Genomic DNA, 14,343 nt, shown 5'->3' with positions numbered 1-14,343 from the left:
AGGTGTCCAGGGGTTGTCCGTCAGGTGGTGCATCATCCACCAATGAACAAAAAACAGCATTCCCCAGACAGGGGACTCGCACTTAAAGCGCAAAGCAAAAGCTCATGCACTGATGTTTTGCCCTCGGCGCTCGACCCCTGGCCCTCGGCGTCTTTTCCCGTCTTTCGCAGTAAGATGGTTCACGTGTATCTGGTCACTGAAGGTCTCATTGGTGTTGGCAAGACGAGCCTCAGCCGCTTGCTGGCGCAGAAGTATCAGGCGTCTCTGACGCTGGAAGTTGTGGAAGACAATCCCTTTCTGGGTGGATTTTATGCGGACATGGAGCGCTATGCGTTTCAGGTGCAGGTGTTTTTCCTGCTGTCGCGGTTCAAGCAGTTGCAGCATGTTGCCCAGGGGGATCTGTTTCACCTCAACCACGTGTCGGATTACATGTTCGACAAGGATTTCGTGTTCGCCAGCATGAACCTCAAGGACCATGAGTTCGACCTTTACCAGGAGCTTTACGCGCAGCTCAAACCCAAACTGGCCCATCCCGATCTGGTGGTGTACCTGCGGGCAGATGCGGAGTTCGTGAAAGAACGCATCTTGAAGCGTGGCCGGGAATTTGAGCTGGACATGCCGCTGGATTACCTGCGCAACCTGTCGGACCACTATGACCGCTTTTTTGAGACCTATCCCGGGCAGGTGCTGTGCATCAATGCTTCAGAGTATGACTTCGTGGGGAATCCCGAAGATGCCTTAAGAATCCTGGGTGAAATCGAGGAGGCCCTGAAGTGTACCTTGCGGTGAGTGGCAACATCGGCAGTGGGAAGAGCACCCTGACCCGCCTGCTCTCTGAGCGCCTGAAGCTGACCCCGGTTTTTGAGACCGTAGATGAAAACCCTTATCTGGCGGACTTTTATCAGGACATGGCGCGGTATGCGTTTCATTCACAGGTGTTTTTTCTGTCCAGACGGCTGGAGCAGCACCTGAATGTGGTGAACCAGACGCTGGATGTGGTGCAGGACCGCACCATCTTCGAGGATGCCTGGGTGTTTGCGAAAAACCTGTACCAGCAGGGGCACATGAGCCTGCGCGACTGGGAGACCTACCAGAGTCTGTTGCAGGGCATCCTGCCTGCCCTGCGCATGCCAGATGTGCTGATTCACATTGAGGCAAGCCTGCCCACCCTGAAAAAACGCATCGCACTGAGGGGCCGGGATTACGAAAAGGCCCTGCCCGACCAGTACCTGCTGAACCTCTCAGGACTGTACCAGTCTTTCATTGAGGAATACAGCGCATCGAAAGTCTACATTCTGAATGGAGACAGGCTGGATTTTGTGGAGCGTCCTGAAATCATTGAGAAGCTCTGCAATGACATTGATGACGTGGTGGTGGGAGGTCTGTTTTGAAACTGCATGACCTGCTGCTTTCCCTGAACCTGCCCTTGCCTGCAGAAAATCCAGATGTCACTGCGGTTACCCACAACAGCGCATGGGTGAAACCCGGTGCCATTTTCGTGGCGGTCAGGGGCCTGAAGACCGATGGGCACAAATTCATTCCGCAGGCCCTGGAGCGCGGGGCAGTCGCTGTGGTGGGAGAGGGTTTCGAGGGCGACCTGCCTGTTCCCTACCTGCAAGTGAACAGTGCCCGTCATGCCCTGGCAGATCTGGCCTGTGTGCTGCAGAACCATCCCAGCCGGGAGCTGCAGGTGGTGGGCATCACCGGAACCGATGGGAAGAGCACCACAAGCTGGATCACCTACCACCTGCTGCAAGCTGCCGGAAAAGCCTCTGGTCTGCTGTCCACGGTGGGGTACAAAACCCCGGATGGGGTGCTGCACCATTTCCCCCAGCACCTGACCACCCCGGACAGCCCGGAAATTCAGAGCCTGCTCAGGGAGCTTGTGAGCCTGGGGACCACCCATTGCGTGCTGGAGACCAGTTCCCACGCTCTGGAGCTGGAGCGGGTCAGGGGCGTGCAGTATCAGGTGGGAATTTTCACCAACCTGACCCCCGAGCACCTGGATTTTCACGGGGACATGGAGGGGTATTTTCAGGCCAAGCGCAAGCTGATTGACCGCAGCCATTTTGCGGTGCTGAATCAGGATGATCCTTACGCCAGACGCCTGACAGACCACCCCAATCACACCACTTTCGGGGTGTCTCCTGATGCACAGTGGCGGGCGATCAACATCGAAGAGGAGGTCTCCGGGCTGAAATTCACGGTGGTCTCCCCCGCTGGAACCTTTGATGTGGTGCTCCCGATGATTGGCCAGTTCAACGTGCACAATGCCCTGGCCGCCATTGCAGCAGCCCACCATCTGGGAATTGAAATTCCTGTCTTGCAACAGGGTCTGGCCTCCTTTGAAGGGGTTCCTGGCCGCATGCAGATCCTGAGCAGCACCCCGAGGGTGATTGTCGATTTTGCCCACACGCCGCCCAGTCTGGAGAAAGCCCTGGAGGTCCTCAGGCCCAGCACCCCTGGAAAACTCTGGGTGGTGGTGGGTTCCGCTGGAGGCAACCGGGACCCCCTGAAGCGTGCTCCTCTGGGTGAGGTGGCCTCCCGACTGGCCGATCAGGCCATCTTCACGGAAGAGGACTGCCGGGACACTCCCATTGAGGAGATCCTGCGTGAGATGGAGCGAGGAGCTTCTGCACTCGACAAGAACAACTTCAAATCCATTGCAGACCGCAGAGAAGCGATCCGTTTTGCTGTGCAGCATGCTGCTGATGCAGACACAGTGCTGCTGGCAGGAAAAGGACCAGAAGACACCCTGGAGCGTGCCACCGAAATCCTGCCCTGGAACGAGGTCGAGGAAGCCCTGCAAGCCCTGTCACTTTGAGCTTCATCGAAGTGACAGCACAAAACCCGAAAAATTGTGCACGATTTCATCACACCTCCTGAAGTTGCCTGTGGATACACTTTCACATGCACACCCAGGAGGTGCGAACCATGAAGAAAACCATTGCCCTTATCACCGTCACCGTTTTGCTCGCAGCCTGCGGGACCCAGACCCCTGCGCCTCAGAAACTGACCAAGAACCAGCTCAGCAGCGTCGCTGAAGACATCATCAAATCCATCAATGCCGATGCAGACCGCATGGTGCAGTCCGATGCCGATGCCTTCATGGCCCCCAATGTTGGCCTGTTTGGTGGTTCCATCAGCCCCACTGCGGTCAAAAAACAGCAAGACGAGTCCTGCTACACCCTGAGTGGAAACACTGCCGATCAGGATGAGGATGGCATCTACGCCAAGGCCACCGGAACCCTGAACTGCAACTTCAACCTTGAAGGGCTGCAGATGGGTTTCAAGGGCACCAACAATGTGGAGGACAAAAACGACAGCGACAGCCAGAGTGGTTTCATGTACGGAGGCAACCAGGACATCACCCTGAAGTCTGAAGACAGTGATCTGACCACCAAACTGGAATACGGCTCTGACCTGACCCCTCTGGCCGGCAAGAATGGCTACAAGGCTTCTTCTTACAACAAGATGGACATGAATGGCACCATGGAGGGTCAGACCTTCAAAGCCAATTACAATGTCACTGAAAACATCACCCTGGAGTGGACCGAAACCACTGCACACCTGAAATACGATGGCAACCTGAAGGTGAGCGCCACTGCAGGCAATGAAAGCTTCGCCGGAGAAATCTCCTTCGATGGAGATGTAAACTACGACCAGGAGTGCGAGGGCATCGAAAGTGGAACCATCAAGTTCACTGCCGACGGAACCTCTGTCACCATCACCTACACGGGTTGCGACCAGTACACCGTGCAGTAAGCATCCATCTTCATCTTTTTCATTCCGACCATCCAGAGTTTCGCTCTGGATGGTTTGCTTTGATACAGTTCAAACTTGAACTGTGACATTTACTAGATTTTTTGTGCACGATCTCAGAAACACTGAAAACGACCATCCGGTCAAATTCAGGAGGTGTTTTCAGGTGACCAAGGGACTCTCTCGCCGCAACACACTCAGGCTTCTTGGAGGAAGCTCCATGCTGCTCGCAGCAGGGCTGCACTCAGGCGCACGGGCACAGGAGAACCGCATGAGCCTGCCCAATGGCGCAGGATTCTACCGTTTTAAACTCGGAGATTTTACTTTTGTGGTCCTCAGCGACGGCCAGACCACCGGAGGCAGCGCCTTCCCCAACTGGGGGGCCAACCCCGGCAAACAGGAAGAGTTTGCCAACGTCCTCAGAAGCCGCTTCGTTCCTGTGGAGCCCTTCACCAACAATTACAATCCCATGCTGATCGACACCGGAAAAAACAAAGTGCTGATCGATACCGGACGTGGAGGGACCGCAGGCCAGATGGTGCAGAACCTGAGAAACGCCGGATACAGCCCGGATGACATTGACACGGTGTTCATCACCCACGGTCACGGGGACCACATTGGCGGCATGAGCGATGCAGAAGGCAAATCCGTGTTTGGCAAAGCCAGACTGGTGATGGGCCAGACCGAATACGATTTCTGGGCCAGCCAGAACAATGCAGGCTTCAACAAGAACATCGTGGCCTTCAAGGACCGCTTCACCTTCATTCAGGATGGAGGCGAGATTGTTCCTGGTCTGGTCGGCGTTCTGACCCCTGGTCACACCGTGGGCCACATGGCCGTGCTTGCCACCTCGGGTGAGAACAAAGTCATGCACTTCGGAGATGCAGGGGGACATTACGTCCTGTCTCTGATGTACCCCGAGCACTATCTGGGCTTTGATTCCAGCCCTGAAACGGCAGTGGCGACCCGCAAACGCATCTTTGAACAGGCTGCAAATGACCGCCTGACAGTGGTGGGATACCACTACGCCTGGCCTGGTGTGGGCAACATCATCAAAAAGGACGTGGGATACGAGTTCATCCCCACTTTCTTCAAGTTCTGAATCCAGAATCAAGGCCTGCCCTGGAGGTCATCTCCAGGGCAGGCTTTATGCTTTACACTTTCTTCTAAACTCAAATCTCTATAATTGCAGTGTTTGGAGGACATCAATGCTGAAACGCCCGTGGTTCTTAGGGGTTCTGCTGCTCGGGGCCTGTGCGCCCACTGCCAGCGGACCTGCAGCCGAAACCATTTCCAGAGTCAAGAATTATTACCCTTTTGTCGTGGTTGGTGAAAACCAGCCCCGCACTTTTGAAGTTGCCATCTCGGGCAACGAAACTGCTGTACTGATTGGCAGCAAGATTGCTGTTGATGGGGGTGCAGTTGACAGCCGCCTGTATGCCCTGTATCGCAAAGGAAACTACCGGGTGACCGTTCAGGAAGGGGGCATCGTCTACATGCCCACCACCAAACTGATCGAAGTCAAAGGGTTCTATCCTGAAGTTCGAGAACAGCCCACCGAGCAGTTCTACAAGTTCTGCTTCCTGAAGGATTTCGGGCAGAAATGCACCAGCAACATCCTGGCAGGAGGTGTGACCCTGTACTTCAACCCTCTGGAGGAATCACCAGTGTTTCAGGTGTATGGAGACCCCGGCGTGCGCAGTTTCAACGAAATTCATGGAAATGGTTTCCTGGTCAGCACCAGCATCAGTGATTTCAAGACCTTCCTGGACCAGTTGCCTTCTGCAAACAGCAACTGAGGACGGCCCATCCCTTGGAGATCCGCAGGCACTTCAGACAAATTGTGCATTGGACTGTCTGTCATGCAGTTACGGGTCTCTTGGTTGATTCATCCGCACAAGTCATTTAGTGTACCTGATACACAGCACTTAAAGTGAGCCTTACGGAGGTTTTATTCATGTCAAAGATTCAGGTCCCCACGGACGGCGCCAAAGTCACCATGCAAGATGGAAAACTGCAGGTGCCCAACAATCCCATCATTCCTTTCATTGAAGGGGACGGCACCGGTCCCGACATCTGGCAGGCATCTGTGCGTGTGCTGGACGCCGCCGTGGAAAAAGCCTACAAGGGTGAGAAGAAAATCGTCTGGATGGAAGTCTACGCTGGCGACAAGGCCAACGAAGTGTATGGCGAAACCATCTGGCTCCCCGACGAGACCAACGAGGCCTTCCGCGAATACCTTGTGGGCATCAAAGGCCCCCTGACCACCCCCGTGGGAGGCGGCATCCGTTCCATCAACGTGGCCCTGCGCCAGATCCTGGACCTGTACGCCTGCGTGCGCCCTGTGGCCTACTTTGATGGCGTTCCCAGCCCAGTCAAGCAACCCGAGCTCGTGGACATGGTGATCTTCCGTGAAAACACCGAAGACATCTACGCCGGGATCGAGTACAAGGCTGGAACCGATCAGGTCAAGAAACTGGTGAGCTTCCTGCAGACCGAATTCGGTGTGAACAAGATCCGTTTTCCCGAAACCAGCAGCCTGGGCATCAAACCCGTCTCTGAAGAGGGCACCAAGCGTCTGGTCCGTGCGGCCATCCAGTACGCCATCGACAACAACCGCAAGAGCGTCACCCTGGTGCACAAGGGCAACATCATGAAGTTCACCGAGGGTGCTTTCCGCGACTGGGGCTACGAACTGGCCAAGGAAGAATTCGGCGCTGTGGAAATCGACGGCGGCCCCTGGTGCAAACTCCCCAACGGCATCATCATCAAAGATGCCATTGCAGACGCCTTCCTCCAGCAGATCCTGCTGCGCCCCGCCGAGTACGATGTGGTCGCCACCCTGAACCTCAACGGCGACTACCTCAGTGACGCCCTGGCTGCACAGGTGGGGGGAATCGGCATTGCCCCCGGTGCCAACATCAACTACGTCACCGGACACGCCATCTTCGAGGCCACCCACGGCACCGCACCCAAGTACGCCGGGCAGGACAAGGTGAACCCCTCCAGCGTGATCCTCTCTGGCGAAATGATGCTGCGTCACCTCGGCTGGTCTGAAGCTGCCGACCTGATCCTGCAATCCATGAGCAAGACCATCTCCCAGAAGACGGTCACCTACGACTTCGCCCGTCTGATGGACGGAGCCAAAGAAGTCAAGTGCTCCGAATTCGCAGACGCCCTGATCGCCAACATGTGATCTGTAGGGGTGGGCCGATGGCTCACCCTTGATCAGCTGTCAGCAAAAACACCCTGGAGTTGCTCTCCAGGGTGTTTTCTTTCACGTCCAGATCAAGACCTGTGCACTGTCTACTTCTTTTTCAGCAGCGACACGATCAGGTACACCACGCCACCCACGATGCCTGCGATGATCAGGAAACGCAGGAGGCCTTTCAGCAGGCCAACAAGGCCAATAAAGATGCCACCCAGCAACTGGAACAAAAAGCCCAGCAGCCACAGGACGATGATCGCGGCAATCACGATGCCCACGATCTTCAGGATGTTTTCGGTCAGATTTCCTTTCATGGTTCAAAACCTCACTGTTAACAAATACGAGCGTGACTGGCTCAGGGTTTCATCCAGTGTGAAGGGCGCAGCACCGGATGTCTGCGCCCTTCATTGCGGTTCAAATCATTCCCACTCGATGGTGGCCGGGGGCTTGGAGGTGATGTCGTAGACCACCCGGTTGATCTCGTGCACGTGGTTCACGATGCGACTGGAGATGGTGGAGAGGAAGTCGTAAGGCAGGTGTGCCCACTCGGCGGTCATGAAGTCCGCACTGGTCACGGCACGCAGGGCAACGGTGTAGGAGTAGGTGCGCTCGTCGCCCATGACGCCCACAGACTGAATGGGGGTCAGGACAGCGAGGGCCTGTGCAGTCTGGTTGTACAGGTCGTACTCGCGGAGGCCCGAGATGAAGATGTCATCCACGCGCTGCAGGATGTCAATCTTCTCACGGGTGATCGCTCCCAGGATGCGGATGGCCAGACCCGGACCGGGGAAGGGGTGACGCAGACGGATGTGGTCAGGGAGGCCCAGCAGGCGGGCAATTTCACGCACTTCGTCTTTGAAGAGGGTGCGGAAAGGCTCCACCAGTTTGAAGGCGAGATCTTCAGGGAGACCCCCCACGTTGTGGTGGCTCTTGATGTTGGCTGCACCTTCTCCACCCGCAGATTCGATCACATCGGGGTACAGGGTGCCCTGGGCCAGGAACTCGAAGGGGCCATACTTGCGGGCTTCACGCTCGAAGGCACGGATGAATTCACGCCCGATGATCTTGCGCTTCTGCTCGGGGTCGCTGACACCATCGAGGGCTCCCAGGAACTCCTCAGAAGCATCCACGACCACGAGGTTCACACCGAGGGGCCGCAGGGCCTGTTCAACCTGCTCCCGTTCGCCGAGACGCAGCAGACCGTGGTCAATGAACACGGCGGTGAGTTGCTCACCCACGGCTCTGGCCAGCAAAAGGGCGAGGGTGCTGGAGTCCACACCACCGGAAATGCCCAGCAGGACCTTGCCTGAGCCCACTTTCTCCTGCACATCGGCAATCAGTTCTTCCACGATGTGCTCGGCGGTCCAGTCACGGGCCACACCACACACTTCCAGGAAGTTCAGCAGAAGCTGGGTGCCTTTGGGGGTGTGCACCACCTCAGGATGGAATTGCACACCGTAACGACGGGTTTCGTTGTTCTCGATGGCCGTCACAGGGGTGTCGATGGTCTCTGCGACCACGTCGTAGCCCTGAGGGAGAGTGATCACCGAGTCGCTGTGGCTCATCCAGGCGATGAATTCGCCTTGCACCCCATTGAAGAGGGTTCCAGAGTACTTGCTCAGTTCAGCCTTGCCATACTCGCGCTTGCCAGCACGCTTGACCTCTCCACCTGCGGTGTGGGCCAGGTACTGCATGCCGTAACAGATGCCCAGAATCGGCACCTCCAGGTCCAGCACCCCTGCAGCAGGCTTCGGAGCGTTCTCGTCATACACACTGCTGGGACCACCAGACAGCACCACACCCTGGGGCTTTTCCTGCAGGATGCGCTCCAGAGGGGCACTGCCAGGAAGAATCACACTGTACACTCCCAATTCACGGAAACGTCTGGCAATCAGACGGGTGAACTGGCTACCGAAATCAAGAATCACGATGCTCACAGGAGCCTCCTGAATTATCACACGGCACAGGGAGCCTGCCCTGCAACCGAAAAAAAGAGCCAGAACCTGTTTGATGGGTGTCTGACTGCGCCTCAAAAAAGACCAACCCGACATTCTGCGGCTTTCGCCGTCAGAAATTCCATTGAATTATACGGGAAAGGTCAGGGATTGGGCGAACGCAGAAGGTTGGATGGTTTGTACAAGCTGAAAAGGCAAACCTGCGGCTTGCCTTTTCAGTTCACATCGTTTAAATCTTCAGAATCATCCCTTCACAGGGCCCAAGGATCAGGGTTTCAAGCAGAAGCCTCTCTCCTGCTTCACCACGGGTGCTGTACAGCACCTGACCGACCATGTTGATTTCTGAGAGGTCCACGCTCTGGCCTTCTTCGGAAAAATTGAGGACCACCAGAACCGTCTGGTCATCGGTGTAGCGTTTGAAGGCAAAGACATCAGGGTGACCGGAGTCCACGCTCTCGTAATCGCCAGCATAAAGGGCAGGGGTGCTCTGGCGCAGTTTCACGAGACCCCGGAAGTAATTCAGGAAGCTGTTCGGGTCCTGTTCCTGTTTTGCCACGTTGACATCACGGAAATTGGGAGCGAGGGGAAGCCAGGGTTCCACGTCGCTGAAACCTGCGTTTTCACTGTCGTCCCACTGCATGGGGGTGCGCTCGGGGTCACGGCTGGCCCCTTTGACACCCGGCTGCTGGAGGCCTGCGGGGTCCTGCATTTTCTCGAAGGGGATTTCGACATCTTCCATGCCGATCTCATCGCCGTAGTAACAGGTGGGGGTGCCACGCAGGGTGAGGAGCAGCATCTGTGCCATACGGGCATACTGGGGCCCAATGCGGCTTGCAATGCGGCTCTGATCGTGGTTCCCAAGCACCCAGTTGGGCCAGCCTTTGCCGACCTTCTGGTCGTACTCATCTGCGAGGTCCCGCACGGCCTGGGCGTCCCAGGTGCTGAGGATCAGACTGAAATTGAAGGGAAGGTGTACGGCGTCGTTGTTCTCGCCATAGTAGGCGACCAGGTTGTCGAAGGGCAGGTAGATTTCGCCGACCATCATGCGCTCGTCGAATTCATCAAGGACCTTGCGCATCTCCCGGACGTATTCGTGGGTCTCAGGCTGGTCCTGGGTGTACACATGAATGAGTTTCCAGTGGTTCTGCTGGCCTTCCTGCCACAGGGGGTTTTCGGGCTCGTCCAGGAAGTCCTGGTGCTTGCCGAGCAGCCAGATCACATCCACCCGGAAGCCGTCCACGCCCCTGCGCAACCAGAAGCGCATGCTCTCGTACACGGCTTCCCGCACTTCAGGGTTTTGCCAGTTCAGTTCAGGCTGGCTGCTGAGGAACTGGTGCAGGTAGTACTGCCCACTGGCCTCATCCAGGGTCCATGCGCTGGGCCCAAAGAAACTGGTCCAGTTGTTGGGGGCACTGCCGTCTTCTTTCGGGTCTTTCCAGATGTACCAGTCCCGTTTGGGGTTGTCCCGGCTGGAGCGGGCCTCCAGAAACCAGGGGTGCTGGTCACTGGTGTGGTTGGGCACCAGGTCCAGCATGATTTTCATGCCCCGGGCGTGGGCTTTCTCGGTGAGCTCATCGAAGTCCTCCAGCGTGCCGAACATCGGATGGATGTCACAGTAATCTGCGACGTCGTACCCGAAGTCGGCCATGGGGCTCGGGAAGATCGGTGAAAGCCAGATGGACTTGATGCCCAGGCTTTCGAGGTAATCGAGTTTCTCGATGATGCCTTTTAAATCGCCGATCCCATCGCTGTTGGAGTCCTTGAAGGATCTGGGGTAGATCTGGTAGATGATGCCGGATTGCCACCACAACAGGTTCTCTTGCATGCCCCCATCCTACCTGAAGATGGGAGAAAGAGAAGTCAGGTGGTGCATGTTGGGTGTGAACAACACTCACTCTTTCCAGTCAGAACCCAGTTTGATGGTGGCATCCACACCTGGGAGACCTGCATCTGCCTTCATGGCCTTCAGCTGTCCGGTGTCCTGCTGGAGCTTCTGTGCAACTGCATCCTGAGGGGTGATGACCACGCTCTCGCTGGGGTTGCCGTCCCTGAGGTCACTGACCTGCACATTGCGGTACCCCATCTGGTCCAGGCGGGCTTTGAGGCGTCTGGCTGCACCCGCAGGTGCGCCCACATTCATGATGGTGATGCTGGCCTCCAGGGGGTTCACAGGGCCTCTGGCATTGAAGATGTCCTGAATCCCAGCTTCATCCGGGTCCCAGAAACTTGCTCCGTAATTGGCAAAACGGCCTGGGAGCATGACCATCTCCAGCTGTGGGCGGGACAGCAGGGCACCGTACCAGCGGCCTGCAGCTTCTCTGGACAGGTTGATTCTGGTGTTCTGGTATCCTGCACCAAAAACCTGGGGCAGCTTATAGAGACCTGCAGGAGACCTGAGGGTTTCCATAAAAGCCTGCAGGAACTGCTGCTGGCGCTGCACCCGTCCAATGTCTCCCAGCCGGTCATGTCTGAAACGCAGAAAGCCTTCTGCCTGTTCACCATCCAGTTTCTGCACGCCGGGTTTGAGGTCGATGTTCAGTTGTGCTGCGGTGTCCTGGTATTTCATTTCCTGGGGCACATCCACCACCACACCACCAAGGGCATTGGTGACGTCCTTGACCCCTCCGAGGCTGACCAGCACCACCCCATCAATGGGCACCCCAATCAATCCAGAGATGACGGTGCGCATCATGTCAGGGCCACCCCGTACGTTGGCACTGTTGACTTTCGAGCCTCCCCAGCCAGGAACCTGCACCAGGGTGTCACGAGGGATGCTGACCACCCGCAGGGTTTTCTCCTGGGGCATGAAGTAAAGCACCAGAATGGTGTCGGTGAGGCCTTCAAATTTCTCTGGCCCTTTCTGGTGATAACCCACATATTCAGGGGTCACCCCTGCCAGCACGAGGGCCTGGGGGGTCTGCGGGGTCTGGGGCACTGCAGAGTATTTCGAAAGTGCAGGAGCAAGAGGGGCCAGATAAGCGGTCAGACCCGCCAGCAAAAGGAGAATGAACACCATCACGAAACGCATGCCCCCCCACTATAGCCAAAAAAACAGCTCCGGGCGTGAAAACCCGGAGCTGTTTAAAACAGAAAGTGGGATCAGAAGCAAGGCAGGTTGCCACTGTCGTAATGCACGGTCAGGTTGCGGGACCAATTGCCATTGACTCGAATGTTGCTGATGCACTTGTAAATCACTTCTTTGCTGCTGCTGTCAGCCACCTCTGCAACGATCTGATAATTGCCTCCGGGCAGGTCCTGAAGGTTGAAGTTAAGGGTGTTCCCTCCAGGGGCAAATTTGGTGTAGGCAGTGGATTTGACAGTGGAATTGTTCTGAATCAGGCGGACCCTTCCTTCATACTTGCTGGGGTCCAAGGTGGCAGCGAGTCGTGCCAGAGCTTTGTCGATGCGCAGGAACCGGGCATTGTTGATGCTGCTGTCTGCAGGCACATCTCCAGAATCCCGCAACAAGGCACGCACTTGATCATTGGTCAGGTTTGGCGTACGAGAATACAACAGACCTGCTGCTGCGGCCACCATCGGGGTGCTGAAACTGGTTCCCCGATCCAGAATTGTGCGGTCGGAGACAGGAGTGTCACTGATTGCGAGGGTGCGAATGCTGCTGCCAGGAGCGACCATGTCCAGGCCAGGGCCATAGTTGGACCCGTAAGTCTGTCCTTGTTCGACAAAATTCAGGCGTTTTTTGCTGGGATCTGTTGCACCAACAGAGATTGTGTTTTCATTGGAGGCCGGGTAACCCACCCAGTTGCTGGAAAAGTTGCCTGCTGCGGCCACCACAGTCACACCCTGGGTGTCAGCATTGAGGATCGCTGCATCAATCAAAGGATCTGTGCCTCCATCCTCGGGGTTGTAGCACACCCGTCGATTATTGACCACTTCAGTGAGGCACAAACTGAGGTTGATGACCCTGGAACCACTGGCAACAGCAGTGTTGATGGCACGGGCCAGAATCTCCGTGGTGGTGCCTCCTTGCTTGTCATAGACCCGAACGGGAACCACTTTCAGAACGTTGAAACCAATTCCTGCAATGTCTCTGTTGTTGTTTGTCTCAGCAGCAATGATCCCTGCAATTTGCATGCCGTGAGACAGAAGTCCACTTTCTTCCCCCGGGAGGTGTTCCACTTCATATCGAGGGGAAGCGTCGCGACCATAAGCATCCAGACAGTTGACTCCAGTTGCAGCAATGCAGCCCGGGTTGCTCAGGTCAAACATGTTTACCGACATGTCCGCATGAGGGGTGTAGCCATCGTCTACCACAGCAATCTTGATGGTGTTTTTGAATTCTTCCTTGCGCTCCCATGCATGGTCGGCACCAATGCCATTGAGGTCTTCATACAGGTACCACTGGTTGTTGGTGCTGCCGGGTTGTGCCAGTGGGTCATTGGGAACAATCCGCAGTTTCTGATAAATGTAATTTGGCTGGGCATACTCCACTCCAGGAATGTTTTTGACTTCAGCCAATGAAGATCCCTTGACCACTGCCCACGGTTGACCATTCACCTCCAGAGGGCGCACCTCCAGTCCCTGTTTGCTGATGGATTGGGCACTCATGCCTGAAGACAGACGCACCACATACTCTCCAGGGACAGCACTGGCCTGGGCCAGGGTTGTCGGTTGGCTGTTTTGCTGGGTCTTGAGGCTCTGTGAGACCACAGTGCTTGGCAAAACAATTTTTCCAGACACATCTCCAGGCTGGAACAATTCAATGGACAATCCACATGAAGCCAGTACAGCACTGCACAGACTCAAACTCAGAATCTTGGTTTTCATGGTTCTTATTCTGAGAGCCCCTCTCCCATATGGCGTGAAATTCCCATTAAGAAACCTTGGACCTTTCATGATCTCGTGCTAAGGTTGGCCTGTGCCGAGCGGTTCCGTCCACAACCTCATCAACACCGGTGCTTTTCTGCTGATTGCAGGAAGCACGGCATACGCCAAGCAACAGGGTTATGTTGACCCTTCCATCCCCGAAATTCTGGCTTTCACCGGGACTTTTTTTGTGGGCACCTTCATGATGAGTCCCGATCTGGACCTTGCTGAGCAGAATGTGAGCAGCAAGAAAGCCTGGGGCATCTTTGGTTTCATCTGGGTGCCATATGGCAAGATGTTCTCTCATCGAGGCCTGAGCCACACCTGGATTGTGGGTCCACTCACCCGGCTGGTCTACCTGACCATCCTTCTGGCTGCGCTGTATTATCTGGCGATTTTGATTCTGCCAGACCTGAAAAGCAGGATTCGCTTTGAGAATGTACCCCGCACGTTGGAATTCTGGCAGCCTTACATCCTTGGTTATTATGTGAGCCAGTGGCTTCACCTGATTGCAGATGGCATCAGCCCTGACATGCGCGCTTTAAGCCGCACATTCAAAAAGAAAAAACGGTAAGCTTGTGGGGATGTGCC

At 55.9% G+C, this 14,343-nt stretch carries 13 protein-coding genes; 8 read left to right on the top strand and 5 right to left on the bottom strand.

Annotation, left to right across the window (positions count from 1 at the left end):
• Positions 1 to 183: 183 nt before the first annotated feature.
• The 7 genes from DC3_RS05005 (at position 184) to icd (ending at position 6,958) form a co-directional block, all read left to right on the top strand.
• Positions 184 to 789 carry a deoxynucleoside kinase gene (locus DC3_RS05005; RefSeq protein WP_146882840.1) on the top strand — a complete coding sequence of 202 codons (606 nt, stop codon included), beginning with the start codon at positions 184 to 186 and terminating at the stop codon, positions 787 to 789.
• The gene (locus DC3_RS05000) at positions 774 to 1,391 is read left to right on the top strand and encodes a deoxynucleoside kinase (protein ID WP_146882839.1); all 618 of its coding nucleotides are present in this window, start codon (positions 774 to 776) and stop codon (positions 1,389 to 1,391) included. Before DC3_RS05005 ends, DC3_RS05000 begins: the two co-directional genes overlap by 16 nt.
• Positions 1,388 to 2,824, top strand: a complete 1,437-nt coding sequence (locus DC3_RS04995; protein WP_146882838.1) for a UDP-N-acetylmuramoyl-L-alanyl-D-glutamate--2,6-diaminopimelate ligase — start codon at positions 1,388 to 1,390, stop codon at positions 2,822 to 2,824. Before DC3_RS05000 ends, DC3_RS04995 begins: the two co-directional genes overlap by 4 nt.
• Positions 2,825 to 2,934: 110 nt before the next feature.
• A complete protein-coding gene (locus DC3_RS04990; RefSeq protein WP_146882837.1) occupies positions 2,935 to 3,765 on the top strand; it encodes a hypothetical protein in 831 nt (276 codons plus the stop codon).
• Positions 3,766 to 3,928: 163 nt separating this feature from the next.
• Positions 3,929 to 4,864, top strand: a complete 936-nt coding sequence (locus DC3_RS04985) for an MBL fold metallo-hydrolase (RefSeq protein ID WP_246130552.1) — start codon at positions 3,929 to 3,931, stop codon at positions 4,862 to 4,864.
• Positions 4,865 to 4,970: 106 nt separating this feature from the next.
• Positions 4,971 to 5,561: a hypothetical protein gene (locus DC3_RS04980; protein ID WP_146882836.1), complete on the top strand. Its 591-nt coding sequence runs from the start codon at positions 4,971 to 4,973 to the stop codon at positions 5,559 to 5,561.
• Positions 5,562 to 5,719: 158 nt separating this feature from the next.
• Positions 5,720 to 6,958: an NADP-dependent isocitrate dehydrogenase gene (gene icd, locus DC3_RS04975; protein ID WP_146882835.1), complete on the top strand. Its 1,239-nt coding sequence runs from the start codon at positions 5,720 to 5,722 to the stop codon at positions 6,956 to 6,958.
• 110 nt (positions 6,959 to 7,068) lie between these two features.
• On the opposite strand, the gene DC3_RS04970 is transcribed toward icd, so the two are convergent.
• The 5 genes from DC3_RS04970 to DC3_RS04950 all read right to left on the bottom strand — a co-directional run bounded on the left by DC3_RS04970 (position 7,069) and on the right by DC3_RS04950 (position 13,713).
• Complete coding sequence (locus DC3_RS04970; protein ID WP_146882834.1) at positions 7,069 to 7,284, bottom strand: hypothetical protein; 216 nt, start codon at positions 7,282 to 7,284, stop codon at positions 7,069 to 7,071.
• A 105-nt stretch (positions 7,285 to 7,389) separates the two neighbouring features.
• On the bottom strand, positions 7,390 to 8,907 hold the full coding sequence (gene guaA / locus DC3_RS04965; RefSeq protein WP_146882833.1) for a glutamine-hydrolyzing GMP synthase: 1,518 nt from the start codon (positions 8,905 to 8,907) through the stop codon (positions 7,390 to 7,392).
• A gap of 247 nt (positions 8,908 to 9,154) precedes the next feature.
• On the bottom strand, positions 9,155 to 10,750 hold the full coding sequence (locus DC3_RS04960) for an alpha-amylase family glycosyl hydrolase (protein ID WP_146882832.1): 1,596 nt from the start codon (positions 10,748 to 10,750) through the stop codon (positions 9,155 to 9,157).
• Between the two features lie 66 nt (positions 10,751 to 10,816).
• Positions 10,817 to 11,953 carry an LCP family protein gene (locus tag DC3_RS04955; RefSeq protein WP_146882831.1) on the bottom strand — a complete coding sequence of 379 codons (1,137 nt, stop codon included), beginning with the start codon at positions 11,951 to 11,953 and terminating at the stop codon, positions 10,817 to 10,819.
• 71 nt (positions 11,954 to 12,024) lie between these two features.
• Positions 12,025 to 13,713: a S8 family serine peptidase gene (locus DC3_RS04950; RefSeq protein WP_186815820.1), complete on the bottom strand. Its 1,689-nt coding sequence runs from the start codon at positions 13,711 to 13,713 to the stop codon at positions 12,025 to 12,027.
• 91 nt (positions 13,714 to 13,804) lie between these two features.
• Between DC3_RS04950 and DC3_RS04945 the strand changes: the two genes are divergently transcribed.
• Positions 13,805 to 14,326 carry a metal-binding protein gene (locus DC3_RS04945; RefSeq protein WP_146882829.1) on the top strand — a complete coding sequence of 174 codons (522 nt, stop codon included), beginning with the start codon at positions 13,805 to 13,807 and terminating at the stop codon, positions 14,324 to 14,326.
• The last annotated feature ends 17 nt before the right edge of the window (positions 14,327 to 14,343 follow it).

It is taken from the genome of Deinococcus cellulosilyticus NBRC 106333 = KACC 11606 (assembly GCF_007990775.1).
Lineage (GTDB): Bacteria > Deinococcota > Deinococci > Deinococcales > Deinococcaceae > Deinococcus_C > Deinococcus_C cellulosilyticus.
Note: the sequence above shows the minus strand (reverse complement) of the source record. Positions and strands in the feature narration are given on the sequence as shown.

What these genes read in the sequence shown, in the direction of transcription:
- DC3_RS04990 (WP_146882837.1), top strand. Translation starts at nt 2,935, where the DNA reads ATGAAGAAAACCATTGCCCTTATCACCGTCACCGTTTTGCTCGCAGCC.
- DC3_RS04980 (WP_146882836.1), top strand. Translation starts at nt 4,971, where the DNA reads ATGCTGAAACGCCCGTGGTTCTTAGGGGTTCTGCTGCTCGGGGCCTGT.
- icd (WP_146882835.1), top strand. Translation starts at nt 5,720, where the DNA reads ATGTCAAAGATTCAGGTCCCCACGGACGGCGCCAAAGTCACCATGCAA.
- DC3_RS04970 (WP_146882834.1), bottom strand. Translation starts at nt 7,284, where the DNA reads ATGAAAGGAAATCTGACCGAAAACATCCTGAAGATCGTGGGCATCGTG.
- DC3_RS04960 (WP_146882832.1), bottom strand. Translation starts at nt 10,750, where the DNA reads ATGCAAGAGAACCTGTTGTGGTGGCAATCCGGCATCATCTACCAGATC.
- DC3_RS04955 (WP_146882831.1), bottom strand. Translation starts at nt 11,953, where the DNA reads ATGCGTTTCGTGATGGTGTTCATTCTCCTTTTGCTGGCGGGTCTGACC.
- DC3_RS04950 (WP_186815820.1), bottom strand. Translation starts at nt 13,713, where the DNA reads ATGAAAACCAAGATTCTGAGTTTGAGTCTGTGCAGTGCTGTACTGGCT.